The following is a 23314-nucleotide window of genomic DNA, read 5'->3' as shown; positions in this document are numbered from 1 at the left end:
GGATGGGGCGGGTGTACCTCGGGCTCGCGCCCACCGGGTACACGGCCGTCAAACGGGTGCTGCCCTTCCTCGCGGCGGACCAGAACTTCCTGCGCCACTTCAGCCAGGAGCTCGACAACCAGGCGCGGCTGCCCGCCGGGGTGAGCGCGCGGCTGCTCGCGGCGGACCGTACGGCGCGGCCGCCGTGGTTCGCGACCGAGTACATCCCGGGTGTCACGCTGCACGAGTCCGTGCATGTCGAGGGCGGGTCGCTGCCCGGGCCGGCGCTGTGGGCGCTGCTGCGCGAGCTCGCCGAGCGGCTGCACGTGGTGCACGGCCTGTCGATGATGCACCGCGACCTCAAGCCCTCGAACGTCATGCTCACCCACTCCGGCGTGACGCTGATCGACTTCGGCGTGGCACGCGCCGCGGATCAGAGCGCGGTGACGGCGACGGGTGTGGCGGTGGGTACGCCTGCCTTCATGGCACCGGAACAGGCGAAGGCCGAGCGCACGCTGACTCCCGCGGTGGACGTGTTCTCCCTCGGTGGCGTGATGGCCTTCGCGGCCGGTGGGCGCCCGCCGTTCGGCGAGGGCTCGGGCCATGACGTGTTCTATCGCATCGTGCACCAGGAGCCTGACCTGTCCGCGGTCGAGGCGGTGGACCCGGCGCTCGCCGCGCTGGTGGGAGCGTGTCTGGCCAAGGACCCGGCCGAGCGCCCGAGTGCGGCCGAACTGGCCGGCTTCGCGGCGGCCAACGCGCTGCCCGGCCCGGTGGCCTGGCCTCGCGTCACGGCCGAGCGCATAGCCGCGCGCCGCCGGTTCGCCGCGGCCGCGCCGGTCGCGGACTTCGACGGCACGGAGCTGGAGTCCTCGTGGATCGGCGAGGTGGGCAAGCTGCCGACGCCGGGCGCCGGTCCCGCGGGTGAACTCGCCGCTGACCTGGCGCTCGACCCCGAGGCCGCCGCAGCCGAGGCCGAGACGGCGCCGCTGCCGCCGAAGGGCCCTGACTCCGCCGAGCTGTTCATACCCGGGCCCCGGCCCTGCACCGACCCCGGCTCGGGTTCGGGCTCCAGTCCCGACTCCGGCACCCACCCCGGCCGGACCGGCGACCACCCCGTCCGCCGCTCCCGCAAGACCCTGATGCTTCTGCTGCCCCTGCTCCTCGTCCTTGGCGGCACCGCCGGCACGCTCGCGGCGATGGGCAAAGTGCCGTTCATCTGGAGCGACGGTGCGCACGGACCCGACAGCCCGATCGTCACCGGCAGCGCGTCCGCCACCGGCGCAACGGGTACGGCCACGGCCGGCGCCCCCACGCCGAGGACCTCGGCGAAGACCTCGACGTCGGCCAAACCCCCGGCCTCGCCCACGGCCAAGAAGAGCTCTGGCTCCGGCAGCAGCACCGGCGGGTCGGGTACCGGCGCCACCAGCGGCTCAGGATCGGGCTCGGGCTCCGGCGGCAGCACGGGTAGCACCGGCGGCGGAACGACCACGACGAAGACCACCGCGCCGGCCGCGACGAAGACGACCGCGCCCTCAGGCCCCGGCGGTGGCGAAGGCTACGTGAGCGGATCCGCCGTCAGCGCGGACGACTGCGAAGGCTGGCTCGACTACAGCAACTCCTACTTCATCACCACGGTCTCGGCGGGCGATCCGGCGAGTTGCGAGGAGTCGGTGACACAGTCCTCGTCCGTCACTCCCGGTCCCACCACCAGCACCTTCACCGCGTCGAACGGCAAGAAGAACACGTACTCCCCGTGCAGCAACTGCTACTTCTTCGGGTACTGGACCCTCAGCGAGAAGATCTGCGTCTGGAACACCGACGACTCGGCAGACGAGAAGTGTTCGGCCACCTTCACCTACGACTCGTCCACGGGCAAGGTCACCTGAGGGCTCAGCTTTCGGCGTCGCCCTCGAAGTCGCCGGACGCGTGGCGCAGCACCCTGAAGGTGTCGAACAGGCTGTCGTGCTGGTCGGAGCTGAGCGCGCCGAGGCCGAACTCGGCGCGCATCAGGTCCGCGGTGGCCTGCTCGACCACCTCGCGGCCCTCGTCGGTGATCTCGGCCAGCACGCCGCGGCCGTCGAGCGGGTTGGGGCGGCGGGCGACCAGGCCGGACTTCTCCAGGCGGTCGACGATGTTGGTGACCGAGGTCGGGTGCACCTGCAGCCGCTCACCGATCTTGGACAGCGGCAGGGCGCCCTTGCGGCTGAACACGAGCAGGACCAGCGCCTCGTAGCGGGCGAAGGTCAGATCGTAGGGCTTTACTATCGCGTCCACCTCGGCCAGGACCAGCTGGTGCGCGCGCATCAGTGAGGTCACCGCGCGCATGGAGCTCGACTCGCCCCAGCGGTCCTGCCACAGTTCGAACGCCCGTTGGACCGGGTCGAAGGAGAGCACGTGCGAAATCCCGTCTAGCGAAGAACCGGGCTCAGCCCTCGAGCAGGGCCCGGTCGCGCACCGCCCCGGTGGCCGCGGAGGTGGCCAGCAGCGCGTACGCCTTGAGCGCCAGGGAGACCTGCCGCTCACGGTCCTTGGGCTTGAAGCCGCCCGCGGCCTCGATCGCGGCGCGGCGCTCGGCCAGCACCTCGGCCGGGACGTCGAGTTCGAGCGCCCGGGTGCGGATGTCGATGACCACCGGGTCGCCGTCCTCGACCAGCGCGATCGTGCCGCCGGCCGCGGCCTCGGGCGAGATGTGCCCGATGGACAGGCCCGAGGTGCCGCCGGAGAAGCGGCCGTCGGTGACCAGGGCGCACTTGGCGCCGAGGCCCTTGCCCTTGAGGAACGCGGTCGGGTAGAGCATCTCCTGCATGCCGGGGCCGCCCTTGGGGCCCTCGTAGCGGATGACCACCACGTCGCCCGCCACGATCCGGTTGTTCATGATCGCCTCGACGGCCTGGTCCTGGGACTCGAACACCCGGGCCGGGCCGCGGAAGTTCCAGATCTCCTCGACCACGCCCGCGGTCTTGACCACCGCGCCGTCCGCGGCCAGGTTGCCCCAGAGCACGGCGAGGCCGCCGTCCTTGGTGTAGGCGTGCTCGAGGTCGCGCACGCAGCCGCCCGCGGCGTCCACGTCCAGGTCCGACCAGCGGTTCTCGGTGGAGAACGGCTCGGTGGTGCGCACCCCGCCGGGCGCGGCGTGGAAGAGCTCCACCGCGGCCTCGGACGGCTTCGGTCCGCGCACGTCCCACTCGTCCAGCCAGGCCTCGAGGGTCGGGGCGTGCACCGCGTGCACCGCCTCGTCGAGCAGCCCGGCCCGGCGCAGTTCGCCCAGGATCGCCGGGATGCCGCCGGCCCGGTGCACGTCCTCCATGTAATACGTCTTGTCGGCCGAGGCCTTGTTCGGCGCGACCTTCACGATGCACGGCACGCGGCGGGAGGTCTCGTCGATCTCCTTGAGCCCGAAGCCGACCCCGGCCTCCTGGGCCGCGGCGAGCAGGTGCAGCACCGTGTTGGTGGAGCCGCCCATGGCCACGTCCATGGCCATGGCGTTGGAGAACGCGGCCGGGGTGGCGATGGAGCGCGGCAGCACCGACTCGTCGTCCCCGTCGTAGTAGCGCGCGGCCAGCTCCACGGCCAGCGAGCCGGCCCGCTCGAACAGGGCGCGGCGCTTGACGTGCGTGGCGAGCACCGAGCCGTTGCCAGGCAGGCCCAGGCCGAGCGCCTCGACCAGGCAGTTCATCGAGTTGGCGGTGAACATCCCGGAGCAGGAGCCGCAGGTCGGGCAGGCCGAGCGCTCGATGGTGCCGAGAGTCTCGTCGGAGACCTTCTCGTCGGCGGCCGCGGACATCGCGTCGATCAGGTCCAGCTTGTCGTAGGCCACCCCGTCGCGGATGTGCGCCTTGCCGGCCTCCATCGGGCCGCCGGAGACGAACACGGTCGGGATGTTCAGGCGCAGCCCCGCCATGAGCATGCCGGGGGTGATCTTGTCGCAGTTGGAGATGCACACCAGCACGTCCGCGCAGTGCGCGTTGACCATGTACTCCACCGCGTCGGCGATCAGCTCGCGCGAGGGCAGGGAGTAGAGCATGCCGCCGTGGCCCATGGCGATGCCGTCGTCCACGGCGATGGTGTTGAACTCCTTCGCGACCCCGCCGGCCTGCGCCACGGACTCGGCCACGATCTCGCCGACGTTGCGCAGGTGCACATGGCCGGGTACGAACTGGGTGAAGGAGTTGGCGATCGCGACGATGGGCTTACCGAAGTCCGAGTCGGTCATGCCGGTGGCGCGCCAGAGCGCGCGGGCTCCGGCCATGTTGCGTCCATGGGTCGACGTCCGGGACCGCAGAGCAGGCATCGCGGGTCACTCCGTTCTCGCAAGTTCGTCTCTCACGCCGCGCGCCCGGCGCGGTGCGCGGAGCGGGCGCGTGCGGTTACGAGTCTCCCACCTTGTCCGGGGCGCGGAACAGCCGTCCCGGTATGCAAGATGCGAAACGTCGTCGCTACGCGGCGACCGGCTCGGCCACCGCGGCCGGGACCTCGGCCCGCACGTCGCGCTCGGCGAAGAACGCGCCGGTGGGCAGCACGGCCATGACGAGGATCCAGACCAGGTGCCGCGTCGTCCACTTGCGCTGCAGGTACCCGTACGCGGCGATCATCAGGTACGCGACGAACAGCAGCCCGTGCAGCATGCCGAAGATCATCACGGGCGTCTGGTGGTGGCCGAAGACCTGCAGCGGCACGGCCACGAACAAAAGCAGCAGGAAGGAGACGCCCTCGGCCAGGGAGACCGGGATGAACAGGCGGGAGAACAGATCGCGTGTACGCATGGCGGCAAGCTTACCGACGATCGGTCGGGAAACCTTCCGTGGTGGACGGTACGGCCGCAGTTAGAAGCGTCACATTGTCCGGGCGGACGTTTAGGCTAAGGCGCATGGACTGGAACCGGAGGGGCTGTTCCCGCAGAGGCCACGTGCTCTATGAGCCGGTCGAGCCTGATATCCGAACCCTGGTGCGGGCGGACACCGCCCTGGGTACGGCGTGGCGCTGCCTACGCTGTGGAGACTTCGTGCTCGATGTGCCGACCTCGACCGGCCCGGCGGCCGACGCGCCACGCCCGCCCCGCGGCAAGGCGCTGCGGTCCCGGCTGATCATGCGGCTGCTCGCGGTCGAGCGGGTGTTCCGGTTCGTGCTGGTGGGGCTCGGCGCCTTCGCGGTGTGGAAGTTCTCCAACTCGCAGCACGCGCTGCAGGACCTGTTCGAGGACAACCTCTCCATATTCCGGCCGGTGGCCCGGCACTACGGCTACGACCTCGACAACTCCTCCGTCGTCACGACGATCCGCAAGTTCTTCAGCTACCGGCGCTCCACGCTCGACGCGGCCGCGATCGCCCTCGGCGTGTACGCCCTGATCGAGCTGGTGGAGGCGGTGGGCCTGTGGCTGGCCAAGCGCTGGGGCGAGTACTTCGCCGCGGTGGCCACGGCGCTGTTCCTGCCGATCGAGATCTACGAGCTGACCGAGCACGCCACCAAGTTCAAGATCGCCACGCTCGTGCTGAACGTGATCGCGGTGCTCTACCTGGTCCTGACCAAGCGGCTGTTCGGGCTGCGCGGCGGGGACAGGGCGTACGAGGCCATGCTCAACAGCGAGTCGCTGATCTCCGAGATGCTCGCGGACCGGGCGCCCGCCGCCGTGGCCGCGGCCCCGGCCGAGCCTCGCCCGCAGCCGGACTCGGACACGGTCACCGTCACCGTGCCGACGGCGGCGCCGGAGCAGACCGTGCTGCTCAGCCCGCCGGACCAGGGCCGGGACCCCGGGATAGTTCAAGCTTAAACTAATTCGCGTATGATGGAGAGATGAGTACTACCCGCTGGCTGGACGAGAACGAGCAGGCGGTGTGGCGCAGCTGGCTGAAGGTGATGCGGCTGCTGCCCGCCCACCTCGAGGACCGGCTGCACGAGCGGCACGGCCTGAGCATGACGGACTACCAGGTCATGGTCGAGGTGTCCGAATCGGCCGACCACCGGCTGCGCATGACCGAACTGGCGCAGCGCACCCAGCTGTCCAAGAGCCGTCTCTCGCACCAGATCGGCCGGATGGAGCAGGCCGGCCTTGTCGTGCGCACGCAGTGCCCCGAAGACCGGCGCGGCCAGTGGGCCGAACTGACCGAGGCCGGCTGGGCGCTGCTGCGCGAAGCCGCCCCGGGCCACGTCGAGGATGTCCGCGAGCTGTATTTCGACCAGCTCGACCCGGAGCAGGTGCGGGCCTTCGCCGACGCGCTGCACAAGATCGCCGACCGGCTCGACCAGTCCCCCGCGACCGGCTGCGCCAACGCGCGGGCCGAGATCGCGTGCGCGCAGCTCGCCGGAGACGCCGCGGGCGAGACGAGCTCCGTAGCCGCCGCGGGCTGAGCAGCCCGGGCGGCCGACGGAGTGCGCCCGCTATGCCAGCAGTTCGTCCGCCGCCGTGAACGGGTCGAGCTCCCCGGCCGAGACGCGCTCGGCGAGTCGGCGCAGCGGCGTGTCGTCGCTCCCGTGCACCGAGCCGTAGCGGGTACGCAGCACGCCCAGGGCGATGGCCTCGATCTCCGCGGCCGCGCGGGCCAGGCGGCGCGCCTGCAGCCGGCCGGTCTCGGCCAGGTAGGCGCGGTGCTTCTCCAGCGCCTCCACCACCTCGACCACGCCTTCGCCGCGGGCGGCGACGGTCTTGACGATCGGCTGGCGCCAGTCGCCCGGATTGCGCCGCTCACCCAGGGCGAGCATGTGGTTGAGCTCGCGGGCGGTGGACTCGGCCCCGTCCCGGTCGGCCTTGTTGACCACGTAGACGTCGCCGATCTCCAGGATCCCGGCCTTCGCCGCCTGGATCCCGTCACCCATCCCGGGCGCGAGCAGCACCACCGTGGTGTCGGCGGCCGAGGCCACCTCGATCTCGGACTGCCCGACCCCGACCGTCTCGATCAGCACGACCTCGCAGCCGGCCGCCTCGAGCACCCGCGCGGCCTGGGGTGTGGCCGCGGCCAGGCCGCCGAGGTGCCCGCGCGAGGCCATCGAACGGATGAAGACGTCCGGGTCGGTGGCGTGGTCCTGCATCCGCACCCGGTCCCCGAGCAGCGCTCCGCCGGAGAACGGCGAGGAGGGGTCCACCGCCAGCACGCCCACCCGCCTGCCGCGGGCGCGGTACTCGGACACCAGCGCGTTCGTGGTGGTGGACTTGCCGACGCCGGGCGAGCCGGTCAGGCCCACCAGGTACGCCGAACCGGCGTAGGCGCTGAGCGCGGCGAGGATCTCGCGCAGCTGCGGGGCGCCGTTCTCGACCAGGGAGATCAGCCGCGCGACCGCACGCGGATCGCCTTCCCGCGCGCGGTCGAGCAGGGTGGCCACATCGATGCTCACGACGCCGACGGTACCCGAACGATCAGCGCGTCGCCCTGGCCGCCACCGCCGCACAGGGCCGCGGCGCCCACGCCGCCGCCCCGCCGGCCGAGTTCGAGCACGAGGTGCAGCACGAGCCGGGCGCCGGACATGCCGATCGGGTGGCCGAGCGCGATGGCCCCGCCGTTCACGTTGACCTTGTCGAAGTCCACACCGAGGTCCTTGGCCGACTGCGCGGCCACCGCGGCGAAGGCCTCGTTGATCTCGATCAGGTCGAGGTCGGCGACGTCGAGACCCTCCTTGGCCAGAGCGTGCTTGATCGCGTTGGACGGCTGCGAGTGCAGCGAGTTGTCCGGCCCCGCCACGTTGCCGTGCGCGCCGATCTCGGCGATCCAGCTCAGGCCCAGCTCCTCGGCCTTGGCCTTGCTCATCACGACCACCGCGGCGGCGCCGTCGGAGATCTGGGAGGCGGAGCCGGCGGTGATGGTGCCGTCCTTGGTGAAGGCCGGACGCAGCTTGGCGAGGCTCTCCACGGTCGTGTCCGCCCGGATGCCCTCGTCCTCGCGGAAGACCACCGGCTCGCCCTTGCGCTGTGGGATCTCCACCGGCACGATCTCGGCCTCGAACAGCCCGTTCTTCTGGGCCGCGGCGGCGCGCTGGTGCGAGGCCGCGGAGATGCGGTCCTGCTCCTCGCGGGTGAGCCCGAGCCGGGCGTTGTGGTGCTCGGTGGACTCGCCCATGGCGATGTGCTCGAAGGCGTCGGTCAGGCCGTCGTGCGCCATGGTGTCGAGCATCTCGATCGCGCCGTACTTGTGGCCCTCGCGGGACTTGGGCAGCACGTGCGGCGCGTTGGTCATCGACTCCTGGCCGCCGGCCACCACGATCTCGAACTCCCCGGCCCGGATCAGCTGGTCGGCCAGGGCGATGGCGTCGAGGCCGGAGAGGCACACCTTGTTGAGGGTGAGGGCGGGAACGCTCATCGGGATCCCGGCCTTGACCGCGGCCTGGCGGGCCGGGAGCTGCCCGGTGCCGGCCTGCAGGACCTGGCCCATGATCACATACTGGACCTGGTCGCCGGCCACCCCGGCGCGCTCGAGCGCCGCCTTGATGGCGAAGGCGCCCAGGTCGGCGCCGGAGAACGGAGTGAGCGAGCCGAGCAGTCGACCCATCGGGGTGCGCGCTCCGGCGACGATGACGGAGGTGGTCATGGCGTGGACTCCCATCGCATGGAATCAGGTATGGGGACGTGACTTCACACTATCGCCGAATGGGCTACTCGCCAGTAGGGTTTGGACCTGTCATCTCCGCCACATGATGCGCCCTACAAGGGGCGGGGACCACGGTCCGCGTCATTCGACACTCCTCGTCCGGAAGGGCACCTCACGATGATCACACGCGTGGACCACATAGGCATCGCCTGCCGCGACCTGGCCGCGAGCATCGCCTTCTACCAGCGCACCTACGGCTTCGAGGTCTTCCACCAGGAGGTCAACGAGCAGCAGGGCGTGCGCGAGGCGATGCTGCGGATCAACGGGACCGACGACGGCGGGGCCACCTACCTGCAGCTGCTCGAGCCGATCCGGGAGGACTCGCCGATAGCGAAGTTCCTCGAGTCGCACGGCGAGGGCGTGCACCACGTCGCCTTCGGCACGGCCGACGTGCGGGCCGAGACCGCGGCCGTCACCGAGACCGGCGTGCGCGCGCTCTACCCGGAGCCGCGGCACGGCACGTTCGGCTCGCAGATCAACTTCCTGCACCCCAAGGACTGCCAGGGGATCCTCACCGAACTGGTACAGTCCCCGGTTCATGAATGACGAACTCGGGCCCGGCGCGGTCGGAGACCTCGGCGGGCCGCGCGGCCTCGAGCCGGGCGAGAAGGTGCCGAACCAGCTGCGCATCCTGGCCATGCAGGAGAACCTCGGCCACCTGCACTCGGTGCACCGCCCGGCCACCCGGCTGGGCCGCCTGGCGTTCAAGCAGGCCCGGATCTACCTGTACGACAAGGGATTCGTGTTCGCGAACGGGCGCGGTGGGACGAACCTCTTCCGTTGGGAGCAGGCCGCCGTCACCTCCAGGGGCGGCAACTGGCTGGTCACCCGGGCGGACGGCCCGAAGTTCCAGGTGACCAAGCACTGGACCGACCACCAGGCGCTCGGCGCGGCGATCGAGCAGGGCGTGGCGCGGGCGAGCGGGCAGGCCGGGGCGTAGACAGGCGGAGCGGGCCGGGGCCCGGCGCCGCCGGAACGGGCCGCGGACCAGGGCGGGACGAGCCGCCGCGCACTGTTCACACGTGCGGTGAGGTGCGGCCGGGCACGTCCCGGTAGACTCTTCGGTCTGGCTTTTTCCCGTCCACGCCCCCGTCCCCGGAGGACCTCCTTGCCACAGCCGCAGCCGCAGCCGTCGCAGCCCCGGCCCCGCGCCGCCGGCGCGTCGCCGGACCCCGCCGATCCCGCAGCCGCGGAGTTGCTCCGCGAGCAGGAGCACGTGGACCTGGTCTACGAACGGCTGGAGGCGACTCGGGCCCGGGCCCGGGCGTACGAGGCCGAGGGGCATCGGCGGGCGCAGTTCGGCCACGAGGGCGGCCTGGTCGAGCGGGACTCGATCGTCTACCAGGCCGCGGTGTGGCTGCAGCGCCTCGACGCCGAGGAGGAGGGCCTGGTCTTCGGCCGGCTCGACTTCGCGGACCGCGAGGTGCAGTACATCGGCCGGCTCGGCGTGCGCGACGAGGAGTACGAGCCGCTCGCGGTGGACTGGCGGGCCCCGGCCGCGGCCGTGTTCTACCAGGCCACCCCGGTGGACCGGCGCGGCGTGGTGCGTCGGCGCACCATCAAGTCGGCCGGCCGCCACGTCACCCGTCTGGACGACGACCTGCTGGCCCCCGAGGACCCGCTGGCCGCCGAGCTGACCGTGATCGGCGACGGCGCGCTGATGGCGGCGCTCACCCGCAAGCGCGGCACGGTGATGCACGACATCGTGGCCACCATCCAGCGCGAGCAGGACCTCGCGGTGCGCTCCCCCGGCGAAGGCGCCACGCTGATCACCGGCGGCCCCGGCACCGGTAAGACCGCCGTGGCCCTGCACCGCGCGGCCTACCTGCTGTTCAACGAGCGACGGCGGTTCGAGTCCGGCGGCGTGCTGATCGTCGGTCCCTCCCGGGTGTTCACCGCGTACGTGGAGCAGGTGCTGCCCTCGCTCGGCGAGCACACCGCCGCGCTGCGCTCGCTCGGCGAACTGCTCGACGGCGTGCAGGCGGCGCGACACGACCGGGCCTCGCTGGCGGCGGTCAAGGGCGGCCTCGGCATCCTGCCGGTGCTCGAACGGGCCGTGCGCACCGCACCGCCCGGCGTGCCCGAGCAGCTGCGGCTGACCTACCAGGGCAACATCGTGCAGCTCGACCGGCGCGCGCTGGACCGGGTGCGCTCGGTCGTGCTCGGCCGCGGCCAGCAGGGCCCGCAGCCGAACGTGCAGCGGGCGCACGCGGCCACGATGGTGCTCGAGGCGCTGTGGGAGCGGCTGCCGCGCGAACTGCGCGACCGGCGGCGCACCGAGCGGGCCCACTTCGACCGGGACCTGCGCGACCGGACCGAATTCGAGGCCTTCATCGAGCGGTGGTGGCCGCACCGGGCGCCCGACCAGGTGCTGCGCGAACTCGCCGACCCCGCGGTGCTCGGCGCGCTGGCCGGCCGGGACCTGACCTCCGATCAGGTCGCCGAACTGGCCGCGTCCTGGGCCGAGGAGGTCACCTGGACCGTCGAGGACGTGCCGCTGCTGGCCGAGCTCGACCAGCTGCTCGGCCCCGTCCCGGTGAATGAGCGCGAGCCGGAGGACCCGTTCGCCGACAGCGGCGTACTCGAGGTCTCATCCTGGGTCGACCGCAATCCCACGGCCAAGAAGGACAGCGGCCGCGAGACCTACGCGCACGTGATCGTGGACGAGGCGCAGGACCTGTCCCCGATGCAGTGGCGCGTGCTCGGCCGGCTCGGCCGCCGCGCGTCCTGGACCGTGGTGGGCGATCCGGTGCAGTCCGCCTGGCCCGACCCGGAGGAGTCGCGCCAGGCGATGGAACTCGCGCTCGGCGACCAGAAACGGCACCGGCACGAGCTGCGCACCAACTACCGCAACTCGGCCGAGATCTACGAGTACGCCGCCCGCTTCGCCCGCCGGGCCATGCCGGACGTGCAGCTGCCCGAGGCCGTGCGCAAGACCGGCTTCCCGCCGGAGGAGTTCACCGATCTCGGCCAGGCCGTGGACGCGGCCCTCGAGAGTGTGGAGGGCACCGTCGGCGTGATCACCACCCTGGCCGCGTTCGACGCCGTCGCCGCGAGCCTCGCGGACCGCGCCGAGGCCCATCCCCGCCTCGTGGTGCTGACCGACCTCGACGCCAAGGGCCTCGAGTACGACGCCGCCGTGGTCCTCGACCCCGACGCCATCGCCGCCGAGTCCCCGGCCGGTCTGCGCACCCTCTACGTCGCCCTGACCCGGGCGACCCAGCGGCTGTACGTGGTGGCGCCCGGGGCGTGACGCGGGGGCGGCGAGGGGGTCGCGGGACGGCTGGTGCGACGGGGTCGCGGGCGCAAGAGTGCAGGTTGTCACGTTGCGCGCGCAGAAATGTGAGCGCGGCATCTAGCCAAGCAGGCCTTCGGTCGGCATAGTTACCGGCAAGTAGCTAAGCGGCGGACGACACTCCCGCCGCGCTCGACGCGACCATCCGTTCGGAGGCCGACCCCCATGAGCATCAACGAAATCCGCGACGCCGTACTCAGCGGCGAAGCGACACCCGAGGACTACGCCCACATCCCGCTGCCCGCCTCGTACCGCGCCGTCACGGTGCACGCGGACGAGACCGGAATGTTCGAGGGGCTCGAGACCCGGGAGAAGGACCCGCGCAAGGCGCTGCACCTCGACGAGGTGGCCCTGCCCGAACTCGGGCCGGGCGAGGCGCTGGTGGCCGTGATGGCCAGCGCGATCAACTACAACACCGTCTGGAGCTCGATCTTCGAGCCGGTGCCCACCTTCGCCTTCCTGCGCAAGTACGGCCGGCTCTCCGAGCTCACCAAGCGGCACGACCTGCCGTACCACATCCTCGGCTCCGACCTGTCCGGCGTGGTGCTGCGGGTCGGAGCGGGCGTGAACAAGTGGAAGCCCGGCGACCAGGTGGTGGCGCACTGCCAGTCGGTGGAGCTCGAGGACGCCGCCGGGCACGGGGACACCATGCTCGACCCGGAGCAGCGCATCTGGGGCTTCGAGACCAACTTCGGCGGCCTGGCCGAGATCGCCCTGGTCAAGGCGAACCAGCTGATGCCCAAGCCGGCCCACCTGACCTGGGAGGAGGCCGCGAGCCCCGGCCTGGTCAACTCCACCGCGTACCGGCAGCTGGTCTCGCGCAACGGCGCCGGGATGAAGCAGGGCGACGTGGTGCTGATCTGGGGCGCCTCCGGCGGGCTGGGCTCGTACGCCACCCAGTACGCCCTCAACGGCGGCGCGATCCCGGTCTGCGTGGTCTCCTCGCCGCAGAAGGCTGAGATCTGCCGGGCCATGGGCGCCGAGCTGATCGTGGACCGCAACGCCGAGGGCTACCGGTTCTGGTCCGACCCGGCGACGCAGGATCCGAAGGAGTGGCAGCGTTTCGGCGCGCGCATCCGGGAACTGACCGGGGGCGACGACCCCGACATCGTGTTCGAACACCCCGGCCGGGAGACCTTCGGCGCCTCGGTCTACGTGGCCCGCCGCGGCGGAACGATCGTCACCTGCGCCTCCACCAGCGGGTTCATGCACGAATACGACAACCGGTATCTGTGGATGAATCTCAAGAGGGTCATCGGTTCGCACTTCGCCAACTACCGCGAGGCCTGGGAGGCCAACCGGCTCGTACAGAAGGCGATGATCCACCCCACGCTCTCGCGCTCGTACGGGCTCGAACAAGCGGGCCAGGCCGCATTCGACGTCCACCGCAATCTGCATCAGGGCAAAGTCGGGGTACTGTGTCTAGCACCGGCCGAAGGCCTGGGCGTCAGCAACGGTGCGTTGCGAGATCGTCACCGGAGTGAAATCGAACGCTTCCGCGACGTCTAGAGCCCGACCCCGGTCATCTGACACCATAGGCACTCATGGGATACGGGCGCGTGGACGAACGGACCGGGTACGGTTCACGCCCCCAGCATGCCCAATCCGGCAACGGGGGGTATGCGGCCCAGTACCCTGGGCAACCTGCCCCGCCCCAGCAGTCGCCCGCGCCCCAGCAGGAACTCCTGAGCTACAACCGGTACGAGGTGGACGCGCACCTCGACGAGATGGAAGCCGAGCTCACCCGGCTGCGCGAGGAGCGGGACGAGGCGGTCAACCACGCCGAGGACCTCGCCTACCAGATCGAGGTGCTGCGCTCCAAGCTGCACGAGTTCCGCCGCGGCCTGCACCCGCAGTTCAACAACATCTCCGGCCGGGTCGACCAGATGCTGCGTACCGCGCAGCAGCAGGCCGACCAGGTCCGCGCGGCCGCCCAGCAGGAGGCGCAGCGGCTGCAGAGCGAGCTCAACGAGCGGCGGATGCTGCTCGAGACCGAGCTCGCCGAGCGCCGCCAGCGCGGCGAGGCCGAGGTCAACGAGTCGGTGGCCTGGGCCGAGCGGGTGCGCTCGGAGGCCGACGCGATGCGCCGTCAGGCCATCGAGGAGGCCAGGTCGCAGGCCGCCACCGAGATGCACCAGCTGCGCGAGCAGGCGCAGGCCGAGCTGCGGCAGGCGCAGGAGTACGCCGCGCATGTCAGGGCTCAGGCACAGGCCGAGGTAGAGGCCGGCCTGGCCCAGGCCCGGGCACGGGTGGTCGAGGGCGAGAGCCGGGTGGCCGCGCTGCGCGAGTCGGCGGAGAAGCAGAACGCCTCCGCGTCCACCAGCGCGCAGAAGCTGCTCACCATGGCCCAGACCGAGGCCTCCCGGGTGCAGACCGAGGCCGACGAGGCCGCCGCCGCGATGCGGATGGCGGCCCAGCAGGCCGCGGCCAGGCACGAGGCCGAGGCCGCCGCGGAGGCCGCCCGGGTGCGCGCCGAGGCCCAGGCCGAGACCACCCAGCTGCGCGAGGCCACCCAGACCGCGGCCGTACGCCTGCGCGAGCTGACCGAGGCGGAGACCACCCGGCTGCGGCAGAGCACTGAGGCCGAGGTGGCCCGGATGCGGGCCGAGGCCGAGGCCCGCGCGGCCGAGGTGATCGCCGAGGCGAAGGCGACCGCGCAGGCCGCCCGTGACAAGGCCCTGGCTCAGGCGGAGCGGGCCACCCAGGAGGCCACCGCGGCCGGCGCCCGGCTGCGCTCCGAGGCGGAACAGGCTGCTGCGAAGGCCCGCGAGGCGGCCGAGCTCGACGCCGAGCGGATCGGCGCGCTGGCCGCCGAACAGGCCGCGAAGACCAAGAAGGAAGCCGACCTCGCCGCCGCCCGCACCGCGCAGGAGGCCGCGCAGGCGCTGTCGGACGCGGCCGCCGAGTCCGAGCGGATCGTGGCCGAGGCCCGCGGCGCGGCCGAGACGCTCAGCGCCGAGGCGGCCGCGGATCTGGAGCGGCGCGAGCAGGAGGCGACCCGGCTGCGGGCCGAGGCCGAGCAGTTCCAGGCCGAGTCCGAGCGGCTGCACGGCGAGGCCGGCCGGCTGCACGAGGAGGCCTCCGGCGCGCACGGCGTGGCCACCGCCGCCGCGAAGAAGATCACTGACACCGCCGAGGCGCAGGCCCTCGCCGCCCGGGAGACGGCCGAGGCCGAGGCGGCCCGGCTCGTGGCCGAGGCGAACGAGCAGGCCGAGAAGCTGCGTACGGACGCCGACGCGGCCGCCACCAAGCTGCGCGAGCAGGCCGCCGCCCAGGCCGAGAAGATCAGCGAGGACGCCAAGGCCGCGTCCAACACGTTGCGCTCGCAGGCCGAGGCCGCGGCGGTCAAGGCCCGCCAGGACGCCTCGGAGCTGGCCGACAAGATCCGGCTCGACACCGAGGCCGGGGTCGAGGCGATGCGCGAGGCCGCCCGCAAGGAGGTCAACGCGCAGCGGGCCAAGGCGGACGAGCAGATCGCGACCAGGCACGCCGAGGCCGAGCAGGCCGCCGCGGCCGTGCGCACCGACGCCGAGTCCGCCGCGGCCGCCATCAGGGCAGAGGCCGCGGGCGTGATCGAGGCCGCACAGCAGGAGGCTGCGACGGTCAGGGCGGAGGCGGAGAGCGCCGCGCTCGTACTCAAGCAGCAGGCTGACAAGGCCCTCGCGGACGCCCGCGCCGACGGCGAGCGCGCCCTCGGCGAGGCCAGGACCGAGGCCGCGAGGCTGCGCGACGACGCGATGGTGGAGACCACCGCGTTGCGCAAGAAGGTCTCCGCCGAGACCGCGCAGATGCGCGAGGAGGCCAAGGCCGAGACCGACGGGCTGCGCGCCAGGACTCAGGCCGACACCACGCGCCAGCGCGAGGAGGCCGACGCGTTCGCGGCCAAGTCCAAGGCCGAGGCCGAGAAGCTGACCAAGGACACGATCCGGTCCAACGCCGGCTCGATCCAGGCCGCGCGGGACGAGGTCACCGCGATCCGGGCCAGTGCCGACGGCGTGCTCGAGGCCGCGCAGGCCCAGGCGTCCGAGACGGTCAAGGGGGCGCAGGACCGGGCCGATCAGACCACGCAGAAGGCCGGCGCCCAGGCCGACGAGACCCGCAAGCAGGCCGAGCAGGTCCTCGCGGACGCGCGGCGCCAGGCCATGGAGGCCCTCGCGAAGGCCGGCGGCGAGGCGGACGAGCTCGTCACCACCGCGCGTCAGGAGGCTGCGAAGATCGGCCAGGCCTCGGCCGCCAACGCGGAGAACACCAAGGCCGAGGCCCGCGCCGGGGCGGACAAGCTGACCGCCGCGGCCAGGGACGAGGTCGACCGGATCAGGGCGGGCGCCGAGGGCCTGACCGACAAGGCCCAGGCCGAGGCCACCAAGCTGCTCACCGACACGCGCGCGCAGGCGGACCGGCTGACCTCGGACGCCCAGGCGCTGGCCGACCGGACCACCGGTGAGGCCCGCAAGAAGGCCGCGGACGGCCTGCAGACCGCGGCGCGGCAGGCCGACGAACTCGTCGCGCAGGCCCGCAAGGAACTCGAGGACGCCCGACGGGAGGCCGCGAAGACCCTCGCGGACGCCCACGACGGCGCGGACCGGCTGCGCAACACCGTCGCCGAACAGGTGGCGACCTCGCAGCGGGAGGCACAGCGGCTGCGCCAGGAGGCGGCGGCCGAGACCGCGGCGCTCAAGGCCGCGGCCGAGAAGGCGGCGGACGCACTGGTGTCCAAGGCCCGCACCGACGCCGACAAGTCCAAGGCGGAGGCGCAGCGCGACGTGGACGCCATAGCTCGCCGCCGAAACGCGATCACCGACGAGATGGCCAGGGTCCAGGGCGTGCTCGACGCGCTCACCGGGCCGCTGCCCGGACTCGGCGACAAGCAGTCGGGCGCCGACGGCGCCAAGAAACCGTAGTCGGTCGCGCTGATGCGCGATGAACGAGGAGGCGATGCGCGCGGCCCGGCGTACCGGGCCGATGCCGGTTTTCCATTCTGCCGATAGTGTGAGGGCGCCCGCGCGCCACCCTCGAAGGTTGGGATACGGGCACAATCCCCCGAGGCGTACCCGAGAAGCGCGGAAATCTGAAAGGATTGCCGGAGACTTCGCACGACGTACGTCGCAAGCAAGCCAGTGCCGACAGCCGTACCGCCGGGCCAGCCGAAAGATTCGACCTACCCTCGACGGTCAAGTCAGAGACGGAAAGTAGATGAGCGAGACCACCTCTCCCCTCGGCCTCGAAATCGTGCGTAAGGGCTATGACATCGCCCAGACGAACGAGCGTGTGACGAAGCTGACCGCGGAGCGAGACACCGCGCACACCCGGGTGGCGGCGCTGGAGAAGCGGATCGAGGAGCTCCACCTGGAGAACCAGTCCGTGCAGGCGCAGCTGTCCGACTCCGAGCCCTCCTACGCCGGTCTCGGCGCCCGGGTCGAGAAGATCCTGCGGCTCGCCGAGGAAGAGGCGAAGGACCTGCGCGAGGAGGCCCGCCGCGCCGCGGACCAGCACCGTGAGCTCGCGGAGCAGGCGGCCGGCCAGGTGCGCGCCGACGCCGAGAACTACGCGAAGGAGTGCAAGGCCAAGGCCGAGGCCGAGGGCGTGCGCCTGAAGGAGCGCGCCAACGAGGAGGCCAACCAGGCGCGCGGAGAGGCCGCGAAGGACGCCGCCGCCAAGCGGGCCGAGGCCGAGGCGCACTACGAGGAGATCCGGGCGTCGGCCGCGGCCGCCGCGACCGACTTCGAGACCAAGCTGGCCAAGCGGCGCGAGCAGTCCGAGCGCGACCTCGCGGCCCGTCAGGCCAAGGCCGAGAAGCACCTGGCCGAGGTCGAGACCCGGTCCGAGCAGATCCGCCTCGAGGCCGAGAAGATGCGCACCGACGCCGAGCGTCGCGCGCGTCAGACCATCGAGACCGCGCAGCGCCAGGCCGACGACATCATCGCCGACGCCCGCGCCAAGACCGACCGGATCCGGTCCGAGGCCGAGCGCGAGCTCGCCGCCCTGACCCACCGTCGCGACTCCATCAACGCGCAGCTGCACAACGTGCGCGAGATGCTCGCCACCCTCACCGGCGGCGCCGCGGGCGGCGCCCTGGCCGGCCTCATGGGCGGCGCGGACGACTCCGCCGAGGACTCGGTGCCGGCACAGCGCTGATCACGCGGCGGTCACGGCACGACACGGCGCGTAGGCGCGAAGGCGGGATCCCCGGCCCCAGAGGCCGGCGGTCCCGCCTTTGTCGATCCGCCGCGCCGCCGCGGCCTGGCATCTCCCGACCATCTGCCTCCGGTCCGGCCCCCGCATCGCCTGCCTCCGCCCCTCAGACCCCCGCGCCGTACTCCCGCGCTCCCCCTTTATCCTCATGACCATGGATCTCGAGACGGAGTCGGCGGCGCAGGCACCCGACGCAGGGGGTGAGCCCGCGGCGGGCGAATCCTCAGGCGGCGAACCGCAGCCCTCGCCGAGGCGCCGCGGGCTCCCGTTCCGCCGGTCGCACCCCTACTACATAGGCTTCGTCGGCGGCCTCGGCGTGATCATCTGCTACTACCTGGCCGAAGCCCTCGTCTCGGTCACCACCGAGCTGATCCTGATCCTCATCGCCCTGCTGATCGCCGTGGGCCTCAACCCGCTGGTGGAGAGGCTCACCCGGCGCGGGGTGAGCCGGGGCCTGGCGGTACTCATCGTGGCGGGCGGCGGAATGCTGCTGCTCGCCGCCTTCGTCACCGCCATCGCCCAGCCGCTCGCCACCCAGACCAGCGGCCTGATCGCGGCGATGCCGCAGCGCCTGGAGAACCTGAGCCACAACACCGAGATCGCGCGCTTCGACCAGAAGTACAACGTCGTCGGCCGGCTGGAGAAGATGTTCACCGGCGCGGACACGGCGCAGGTGATCGCCGGCAGCATCCTCGGCTTCGGCGAGTTCGTCATCACCTCGGTCTTCGAGACCTTCACCGTCATCGTGATGACGATCTACTTCCTCAGCTCCCTGCCCACCATCCGGGTAGCGCTGCTCAACCTGGTGCCGCGCACCCGCCGTTCGCGCGTGGCGCTGCTCTCGGACGGCGTGCTCGACCGGATGGGCGGCTACGTCTCCGGCGCCATGATCGTGGCCGCGCTCGCCGGCCTCGCCGCGTTCCTCATGCTCACCGTGCTCCAGGTCGAGTTCCTCCTCCCCCTGGCCCTGCTGATCGCACTCACCGACCTGATCCCGTTGGTGGGCGCGACGATCGGCGCGGTGGTGGTCACCCTGATCGTCTTCCTCGAGTCACCCACAAAAGCGCTGGTAGCGTGCCTGTTCTTCATCGCCTACCAGCAGTTCGAGAACTTCGTGATCTACCCGCGCGTGATGTCCCGCTCGGTCGACGTCCCCCCTATGGTCGCCGTCATAGCCGCCCTCATCGGCGCCGCCCTCCTCGGCGTCGTCGGCGCCCTCCTCGCGATCCCCCTGGCCGCCGGCGCGATGTACCTGTTCCGCGAGGTAGTCCAACCCCGCCAAGACGCGATGTGACCTCGACGGCCAGGGCCGCCGTTGCCACCACTGTGACCATCGCCACCACTGCCACAGATGTGACGAAATAAATCTGACGATACGTCTGCGCACGACAAGCCGCAAAAACGTAAAGTCCGGTAAAAGCCAGGTTCAGATACACATAAAGAGCCTCTCCGCCTCGTCTCTGTCGGTGGCGTGTGGTTGGCTGGTCTTCAGGCGGTTCCGCGTACAGCGGGTGACGGAGCGTCGGCACACCGAGGCCGCGCTCCGAGGATGAGGGCAGGACACGCGGTCCCGCGGCCTGGGGAGGTCGCAGGACCGCGTGGCTCTGGCCGAACAACGGGAGACCACCAACAGGGCGGGAGGGCCCGCCGGGCAGGACCGGCCGACTGAGGCGCGCGCAGGGGGCGTCTCAGCAGGCTCGGTCGCCCGGCGAGCCGACGAGGCGATAATCAGAACACGAACAAAGCGACGGCTCGACGCGACGTCAGCCCGGCCGCGCGTACTGACGGGAGGGGCCGCGTGCGGCATAGTGGATACGGAAACGACTCGAAGCGGCGTCGCCGCGCGACGGGGCGGGGCGCAGAGTCCTGCGACGGCTCGCCCGGAGCCGGAAGCGGCGCGCGTTCGCTAGAGTACGCGATGAGTGTCTCGTGAAGATCGGCTGAGTGGGGAAGGCTGGCGGGAAGATGCTAGATGCGGCCGCGGGGGCGGCGTACACCGTCGAGATCTCGGCGCTTCAGACGTACCAGAGCAAGCTGCTCGGCATCATGGACTCCATGGTCGCCCAGTCGGTCGCCCTGGGCATGAACACCGCCGCCGCCGACTCGAGCGACGCCGGCCTCGGAAACTTCCCCGAGGCCCAGTCCCTCGCCAGCGCGTACCAGAACTCGATGCAGTCGCTGATGACGAACTTCGAGGAGATCACCCAGCTCGTCAACACCATGACCACGGTCCTCGGCGCCGCGGGCAAGAACTACGCCGAGACCGAGCAGCAGTTGACCGACCAGTTCAACCAGATCGTGGCCCAGTACGACGGCAAGTCCGGCGGCTTCACCACCGAGCCCCTGGCCACCACCAACGCCCAGGGCACCACCACGACCACCGACACGGCGACGGCCACCGCGTCGACCGCCACCACCGGCCAGACGTACACGATCACGAATCCGTCGTCGGATTCGTCGTCAGACTCATCGTCGGATTCCTCCTCGGATTCGTCCTCGAGCAACGACAACACCGGCACGTGAGTCGGCGAGGGAGTGAGCACACATGACCGACTACGGATCCATGTCACACCAACAGCTGTACAACTACGTGCACTCCGGTAACGCCTCGACCATCCAGACCGAGGCCGACAACAACACCCAGCACAGCCAGTCGGTCACCGAGGCCACCCAGCAGCTCCAGTCCACCCTGAGCGGCATCCAGTCCTCCTGGACCGGCGCCGCCGCCGACCAGTTCAGCCAGCAGGCGAACGCCCTCGTCACCCAGATGAACCAGCACGCCGCCGACGCCGACACCGTCGGCCAGGTCATGAACTACGCCAGCAGCTCCCTCTCCTGGGCCCAGAAGTACATGCCCGACCCCCCCAGCGAAGCCGAACAACTCCTCGCCGACGTCGACAGCAACGCCGTCACCGGCATCATCGGCGGCTTCCTCAGCGGCGGCATGGCCAACCTCGCCTCCGAAGCCGCCAAACAGGACATCTCCAACAAGAAGCAAGCCGCCACCCAGGTCATGACCCAGCTGGCGTCGGCGTATACGCAGGCTCAGTCGCAGTTGCCCAGTACATTCAGGGACGATCCGACAAATCCCGGACCCGGGAGTGGCGCCAAGAAAAGTGGCGACGGAGGTGGCGGCACTGCAAGCGGTACGCCAGTCGTTGCTCCCGTCATGTACCCGGTGTCCACCGTTGGCTCCTTCAATGACGGCAGTGGCGGTAGCAGTAGCGGCAGTGGTGGCAGCGGTAGTGGAACCAGCAGCAGCGGTTACAACGGCTACAACGGCGGAAACAGCGGATCAGGTACCAACAGTGGCAGCGGATCAGGTAGTAGTAGCGGCAGCGGATCGGGCAGCGGCAGTAACGGAACCGCTCAGACTGGAGCGATCAACGACCAGTTTTCCCCCACGACTGTTACGTCTGGAATCGGTAGTGGCGGTACAGGCACTAGCACCACGGGCACAGGCTACGGCGGCATCGGCGCAAACGGCAGCGTCGGCAGCATTGGGAGCGGAAGCTTCAGTGGCTCCGGCGGATCTGGTGGTGGGCTTTCCAACCTCGGTGGCACAGGTGGTGCCCTCGGCAGCGGCGCCGCTGGCCTCGCGTCTGGGGGGCTAGGCGGAGCAGGAGGTATCGGCTCTGAAAGTTCGTCCGCAGGAGCCGGCGACATCGGCGAAGAAGCGGGGGGCACCGGCTACGGTTCGCAGTCCTCGCTGCGTGCCGGTTCCAGCACTGGCACCGGAAATAGCGGCACGTCGGCCGCTGCCTCATCGGCCGAGGGCGAAGGTAGCGATGCCCAGCAGATGGGCGGCGCGATGGGCGGCATGGGTCGCGGAGCTGGCGGCGGCGGAGGCAAGGACGACCGCGGGAACCGCGCATCCTGGCTTAAGGAGGATCGGGACTTCTGGTACGGCGACAAGTACAAGAACGCCGCACCGCCTGGCGGTGTCATCGAATAGCAGGGCACGCTAACCTGGACCGAGCATCGCATGGACCACGTGACGGACTTTGGTACAGGGGAGCGGCAGATGCAGCGGGATAATCGTCAGGCTTCGAGGACGGGAAGGCGAGCGCTCGCACTCGTAGGAGCGCTCGCCTTGGCAGTCGTCAGCAGCGGGACCGCGTATGCATCAGATAATCCCATTGCAGACAAGGAGTGGGCACTCACCAAGCTCCAAAATGGGGAGATCCACAGCCAGTTCAACGCGCGGGGCGCTGGCGTTACGGTTGCCGTGATCGACAGCGGCGTGGATCCCAATCAACCAGATCTGCAGGGCTCGCTTTTACCTGGAATTAATCTAGTGAATCCAGAAAATCCGGGCGCTGATACTAGCGACGATAACAACGAGTCGCATGGAACATCCATCGCTACAATAATTGCCGCCCATGCACATGAGAGCAACGGCAATCAGTACGGCATGGTTGGGCTTGCAGATCAGGCGAAGATCCTGCCGATCAAGACGGGCACCGGCAGTAATGGGGGATCTAACCCAGCCACCGATGCCGCAATTAGGTATGCGACAGACCATGGCGCACGAGTTATCAATATCTCTTACGGCACAAATGGACAGTGTCCGCAAGATGTCGTCGACTCCATTGATTATGCCCTGAGCCACAACGTCGTCGTAGTCGCCGCGACTGGCAATACCGCAATCAGCGGCAATCAAGTTGGCTGCCCGGCTCCGGTTCCCGGCGTGATCGATGTATCAGCTATCGCCCAGAATGGGCAAATGGACCAGTACTCTCACTACGGGTCGGACGTAACTGTTGCGGCTCCGGGTGTGGGTATTGAGATCGGGCTGATCGGTGGCAAGTACGGGGAGAATAACGGGTCTTCACTTGCTGCGCCGTGGGTGGCGGCTGAGGCTGCGCTTATCATTGGGTTGCATCCGACATGGACGCAGGGACAAGTAGTCTCGGCGATCATCGACAACACTGCGCAAGCGGCCTCGGGGCAGACTCAGCATGGCAAGCGGTTCGACGACCACATCGGGTATGGGGTCATCGACCCTGTGGCGGCGCTTGGGGCTGCGGAGCCTGCGAGTACGACGAATCCCCTGGGCGGACCTGCGGTGGTGAGCACTGCGGGGAGCTCCACTGCGCCGTCGGCGAATAGTACGGCGGCGGGGCCTGGGTCGGGCAACCAGACGCCTACGGCGAGCAGCAGTAAGAAGTCGAGTTCGCTGGGGCTTGTTGTCGGGATCATCGTCGTGGTTGTGGTGGTCGGCGGCATCGTGCTGTTCTTCGTTTCGCGGAGCCGGCGGGGTGGCGGGAAG

General features: G+C 70.6%; 18 protein-coding genes. 13 read left to right on the top strand and 5 right to left on the bottom strand.

Annotated features, from left to right (window positions below; all coding sequences use genetic code 11):
- A partial coding sequence (locus tag KDL01_RS23140) for a serine/threonine protein kinase (RefSeq protein ID WP_212530674.1) occupies positions 1–1868 on the top strand: 1868 nt, incomplete at its 5' end.
- A gap of 4 nt (positions 1869–1872) precedes the next feature.
- Here the strand turns inward: KDL01_RS23140 and KDL01_RS23135 are convergent.
- From KDL01_RS23135 to KDL01_RS23125, 3 genes are all read right to left on the bottom strand, one after another.
- Positions 1873–2376 (bottom strand): MarR family winged helix-turn-helix transcriptional regulator, encoded by a 504-nt coding sequence (locus tag KDL01_RS23135; RefSeq protein ID WP_307846526.1) that lies wholly within the window; start codon positions 2374–2376, stop codon positions 1873–1875.
- A 31-nt stretch (positions 2377–2407) separates the two neighbouring features.
- Positions 2408–4273, bottom strand: a complete 1866-nt coding sequence (ilvD, locus tag KDL01_RS23130) for a dihydroxy-acid dehydratase (protein ID WP_212530673.1) — start codon at positions 4271–4273, stop codon at positions 2408–2410.
- A gap of 145 nt (positions 4274–4418) precedes the next feature.
- Entirely contained in the window at positions 4419–4745 is a 327-nt protein-coding gene (locus KDL01_RS23125) for a DUF3817 domain-containing protein (protein ID WP_212530672.1), read from the bottom strand.
- Positions 4746–4849: 104 nt separating this feature from the next.
- Between KDL01_RS23125 and KDL01_RS23120 the strand changes: the two genes are divergently transcribed.
- Both KDL01_RS23120 and KDL01_RS23115 read left to right on the top strand, forming a co-directional pair.
- A complete protein-coding gene (locus KDL01_RS23120) occupies positions 4850–5749 on the top strand; it encodes a DUF2127 domain-containing protein (protein WP_212530671.1) in 900 nt (299 codons plus the stop codon).
- A gap of 23 nt (positions 5750–5772) precedes the next feature.
- Positions 5773–6327 carry a MarR family winged helix-turn-helix transcriptional regulator gene (locus KDL01_RS23115; RefSeq protein WP_212530670.1) on the top strand — a complete coding sequence of 185 codons (555 nt, stop codon included), beginning with the start codon at positions 5773–5775 and terminating at the stop codon, positions 6325–6327.
- 30 nt (positions 6328–6357) lie between these two features.
- Here KDL01_RS23115 and meaB read toward each other — a convergent pair whose 3' ends face one another.
- A complete protein-coding gene (meaB, locus tag KDL01_RS23110) occupies positions 6358–7308 on the bottom strand; it encodes a methylmalonyl Co-A mutase-associated GTPase MeaB (protein ID WP_212530669.1) in 951 nt (316 codons plus the stop codon).
- A complete protein-coding gene (locus KDL01_RS23105) occupies positions 7305–8495 on the bottom strand; it encodes an acetyl-CoA C-acetyltransferase (protein WP_212530668.1) in 1191 nt (396 codons plus the stop codon). The genes meaB and KDL01_RS23105 overlap by 4 nt, the downstream gene beginning before the upstream one ends.
- A gap of 177 nt (positions 8496–8672) precedes the next feature.
- Here KDL01_RS23105 and mce point away from each other — a divergent pair, with 177 nt between their 5' ends.
- From mce to KDL01_RS23055, 10 genes are all read left to right on the top strand, one after another.
- On the top strand, positions 8673–9101 hold the full coding sequence (gene mce, locus KDL01_RS23100; RefSeq protein WP_212530667.1) for a methylmalonyl-CoA epimerase: 429 nt from the start codon (positions 8673–8675) through the stop codon (positions 9099–9101).
- Complete coding sequence (locus KDL01_RS23095; protein WP_212530666.1) at positions 9094–9495, top strand: hypothetical protein; 402 nt, start codon at positions 9094–9096, stop codon at positions 9493–9495. Before mce ends, KDL01_RS23095 begins: the two co-directional genes overlap by 8 nt.
- Positions 9496–9663: 168 nt before the next feature.
- Positions 9664–11808, top strand: coding sequence for a HelD family protein (locus KDL01_RS23090; RefSeq protein WP_212530665.1), 2145 nt, complete (start codon positions 9664–9666; stop codon positions 11806–11808).
- Between the two features lie 213 nt (positions 11809–12021).
- The gene (gene ccrA / locus KDL01_RS23085; protein WP_368861630.1) at positions 12022–13359 is read left to right on the top strand and encodes a crotonyl-CoA carboxylase/reductase; all 1338 of its coding nucleotides are present in this window, start codon (positions 12022–12024) and stop codon (positions 13357–13359) included.
- 50 nt (positions 13360–13409) lie between these two features.
- Positions 13410–16751: a polarized growth protein Scy-related protein gene (locus tag KDL01_RS23080; RefSeq protein WP_212530663.1), complete on the top strand. Its 3342-nt coding sequence runs from the start codon at positions 13410–13412 to the stop codon at positions 16749–16751.
- A 292-nt stretch (positions 16752–17043) separates the two neighbouring features.
- Positions 17044–17985, top strand: coding sequence for a coiled-coil domain-containing protein (locus KDL01_RS23075; RefSeq protein ID WP_212530662.1), 942 nt, complete (start codon positions 17044–17046; stop codon positions 17983–17985).
- A 211-nt stretch (positions 17986–18196) separates the two neighbouring features.
- Complete coding sequence (locus KDL01_RS23070) at positions 18197–19336, top strand: AI-2E family transporter (RefSeq protein ID WP_212530661.1); 1140 nt, start codon at positions 18197–18199, stop codon at positions 19334–19336.
- A 671-nt stretch (positions 19337–20007) separates the two neighbouring features.
- On the top strand, positions 20008–20565 hold the full coding sequence (locus KDL01_RS23065) for a WXG100 family type VII secretion target (protein ID WP_212530660.1): 558 nt from the start codon (positions 20008–20010) through the stop codon (positions 20563–20565).
- Positions 20566–20587: 22 nt separating this feature from the next.
- Complete coding sequence (locus KDL01_RS23060) at positions 20588–21997, top strand: WXG100 family type VII secretion target (protein ID WP_212530659.1); 1410 nt, start codon at positions 20588–20590, stop codon at positions 21995–21997.
- 138 nt (positions 21998–22135) lie between these two features.
- Positions 22136–23314: S8 family serine peptidase (locus tag KDL01_RS23055; protein ID WP_212530658.1), on the top strand; the 1179-nt coding region annotated here is incomplete at its 3' end.

Origin of the sequence: Actinospica durhamensis, assembly GCF_018139695.1 — a bacterium.
Lineage (GTDB): Bacteria > Actinomycetota > Actinomycetes > Streptomycetales > Catenulisporaceae > Actinospica > Actinospica durhamensis.
Note: the sequence above shows the minus strand (reverse complement) of the source record. Positions and strands in the feature narration are given on the sequence as shown.

Excerpts from the sequence above, each read along its gene's own strand:
- ilvD (WP_212530673.1), bottom strand. The coding sequence starts at position 4,273 with ATGCCTGCTCTGCGGTCCCGGACGTCGACCCATGGACGCAACATGGCC.
- KDL01_RS23125 (WP_212530672.1), bottom strand. The coding sequence starts at position 4,745 with ATGCGTACACGCGATCTGTTCTCCCGCCTGTTCATCCCGGTCTCCCTG.
- KDL01_RS23120 (WP_212530671.1), top strand. The coding sequence starts at position 4,850 with ATGGACTGGAACCGGAGGGGCTGTTCCCGCAGAGGCCACGTGCTCTAT.
- KDL01_RS23115 (WP_212530670.1), top strand. The coding sequence starts at position 5,773 with ATGAGTACTACCCGCTGGCTGGACGAGAACGAGCAGGCGGTGTGGCGC.
- KDL01_RS23105 (WP_212530668.1), bottom strand. The coding sequence starts at position 8,495 with ATGACCACCTCCGTCATCGTCGCCGGAGCGCGCACCCCGATGGGTCGA.
- mce (WP_212530667.1), top strand. The coding sequence starts at position 8,673 with ATGATCACACGCGTGGACCACATAGGCATCGCCTGCCGCGACCTGGCC.
- KDL01_RS23095 (WP_212530666.1), top strand. The coding sequence starts at position 9,094 with ATGAATGACGAACTCGGGCCCGGCGCGGTCGGAGACCTCGGCGGGCCG.
- KDL01_RS23075 (WP_212530662.1), top strand. The coding sequence starts at position 17,044 with ATGAGCGAGACCACCTCTCCCCTCGGCCTCGAAATCGTGCGTAAGGGC.
- KDL01_RS23070 (WP_212530661.1), top strand. The coding sequence starts at position 18,197 with ATGGATCTCGAGACGGAGTCGGCGGCGCAGGCACCCGACGCAGGGGGT.
- KDL01_RS23065 (WP_212530660.1), top strand. The coding sequence starts at position 20,008 with ATGCTAGATGCGGCCGCGGGGGCGGCGTACACCGTCGAGATCTCGGCG.
- KDL01_RS23060 (WP_212530659.1), top strand. The coding sequence starts at position 20,588 with ATGACCGACTACGGATCCATGTCACACCAACAGCTGTACAACTACGTG.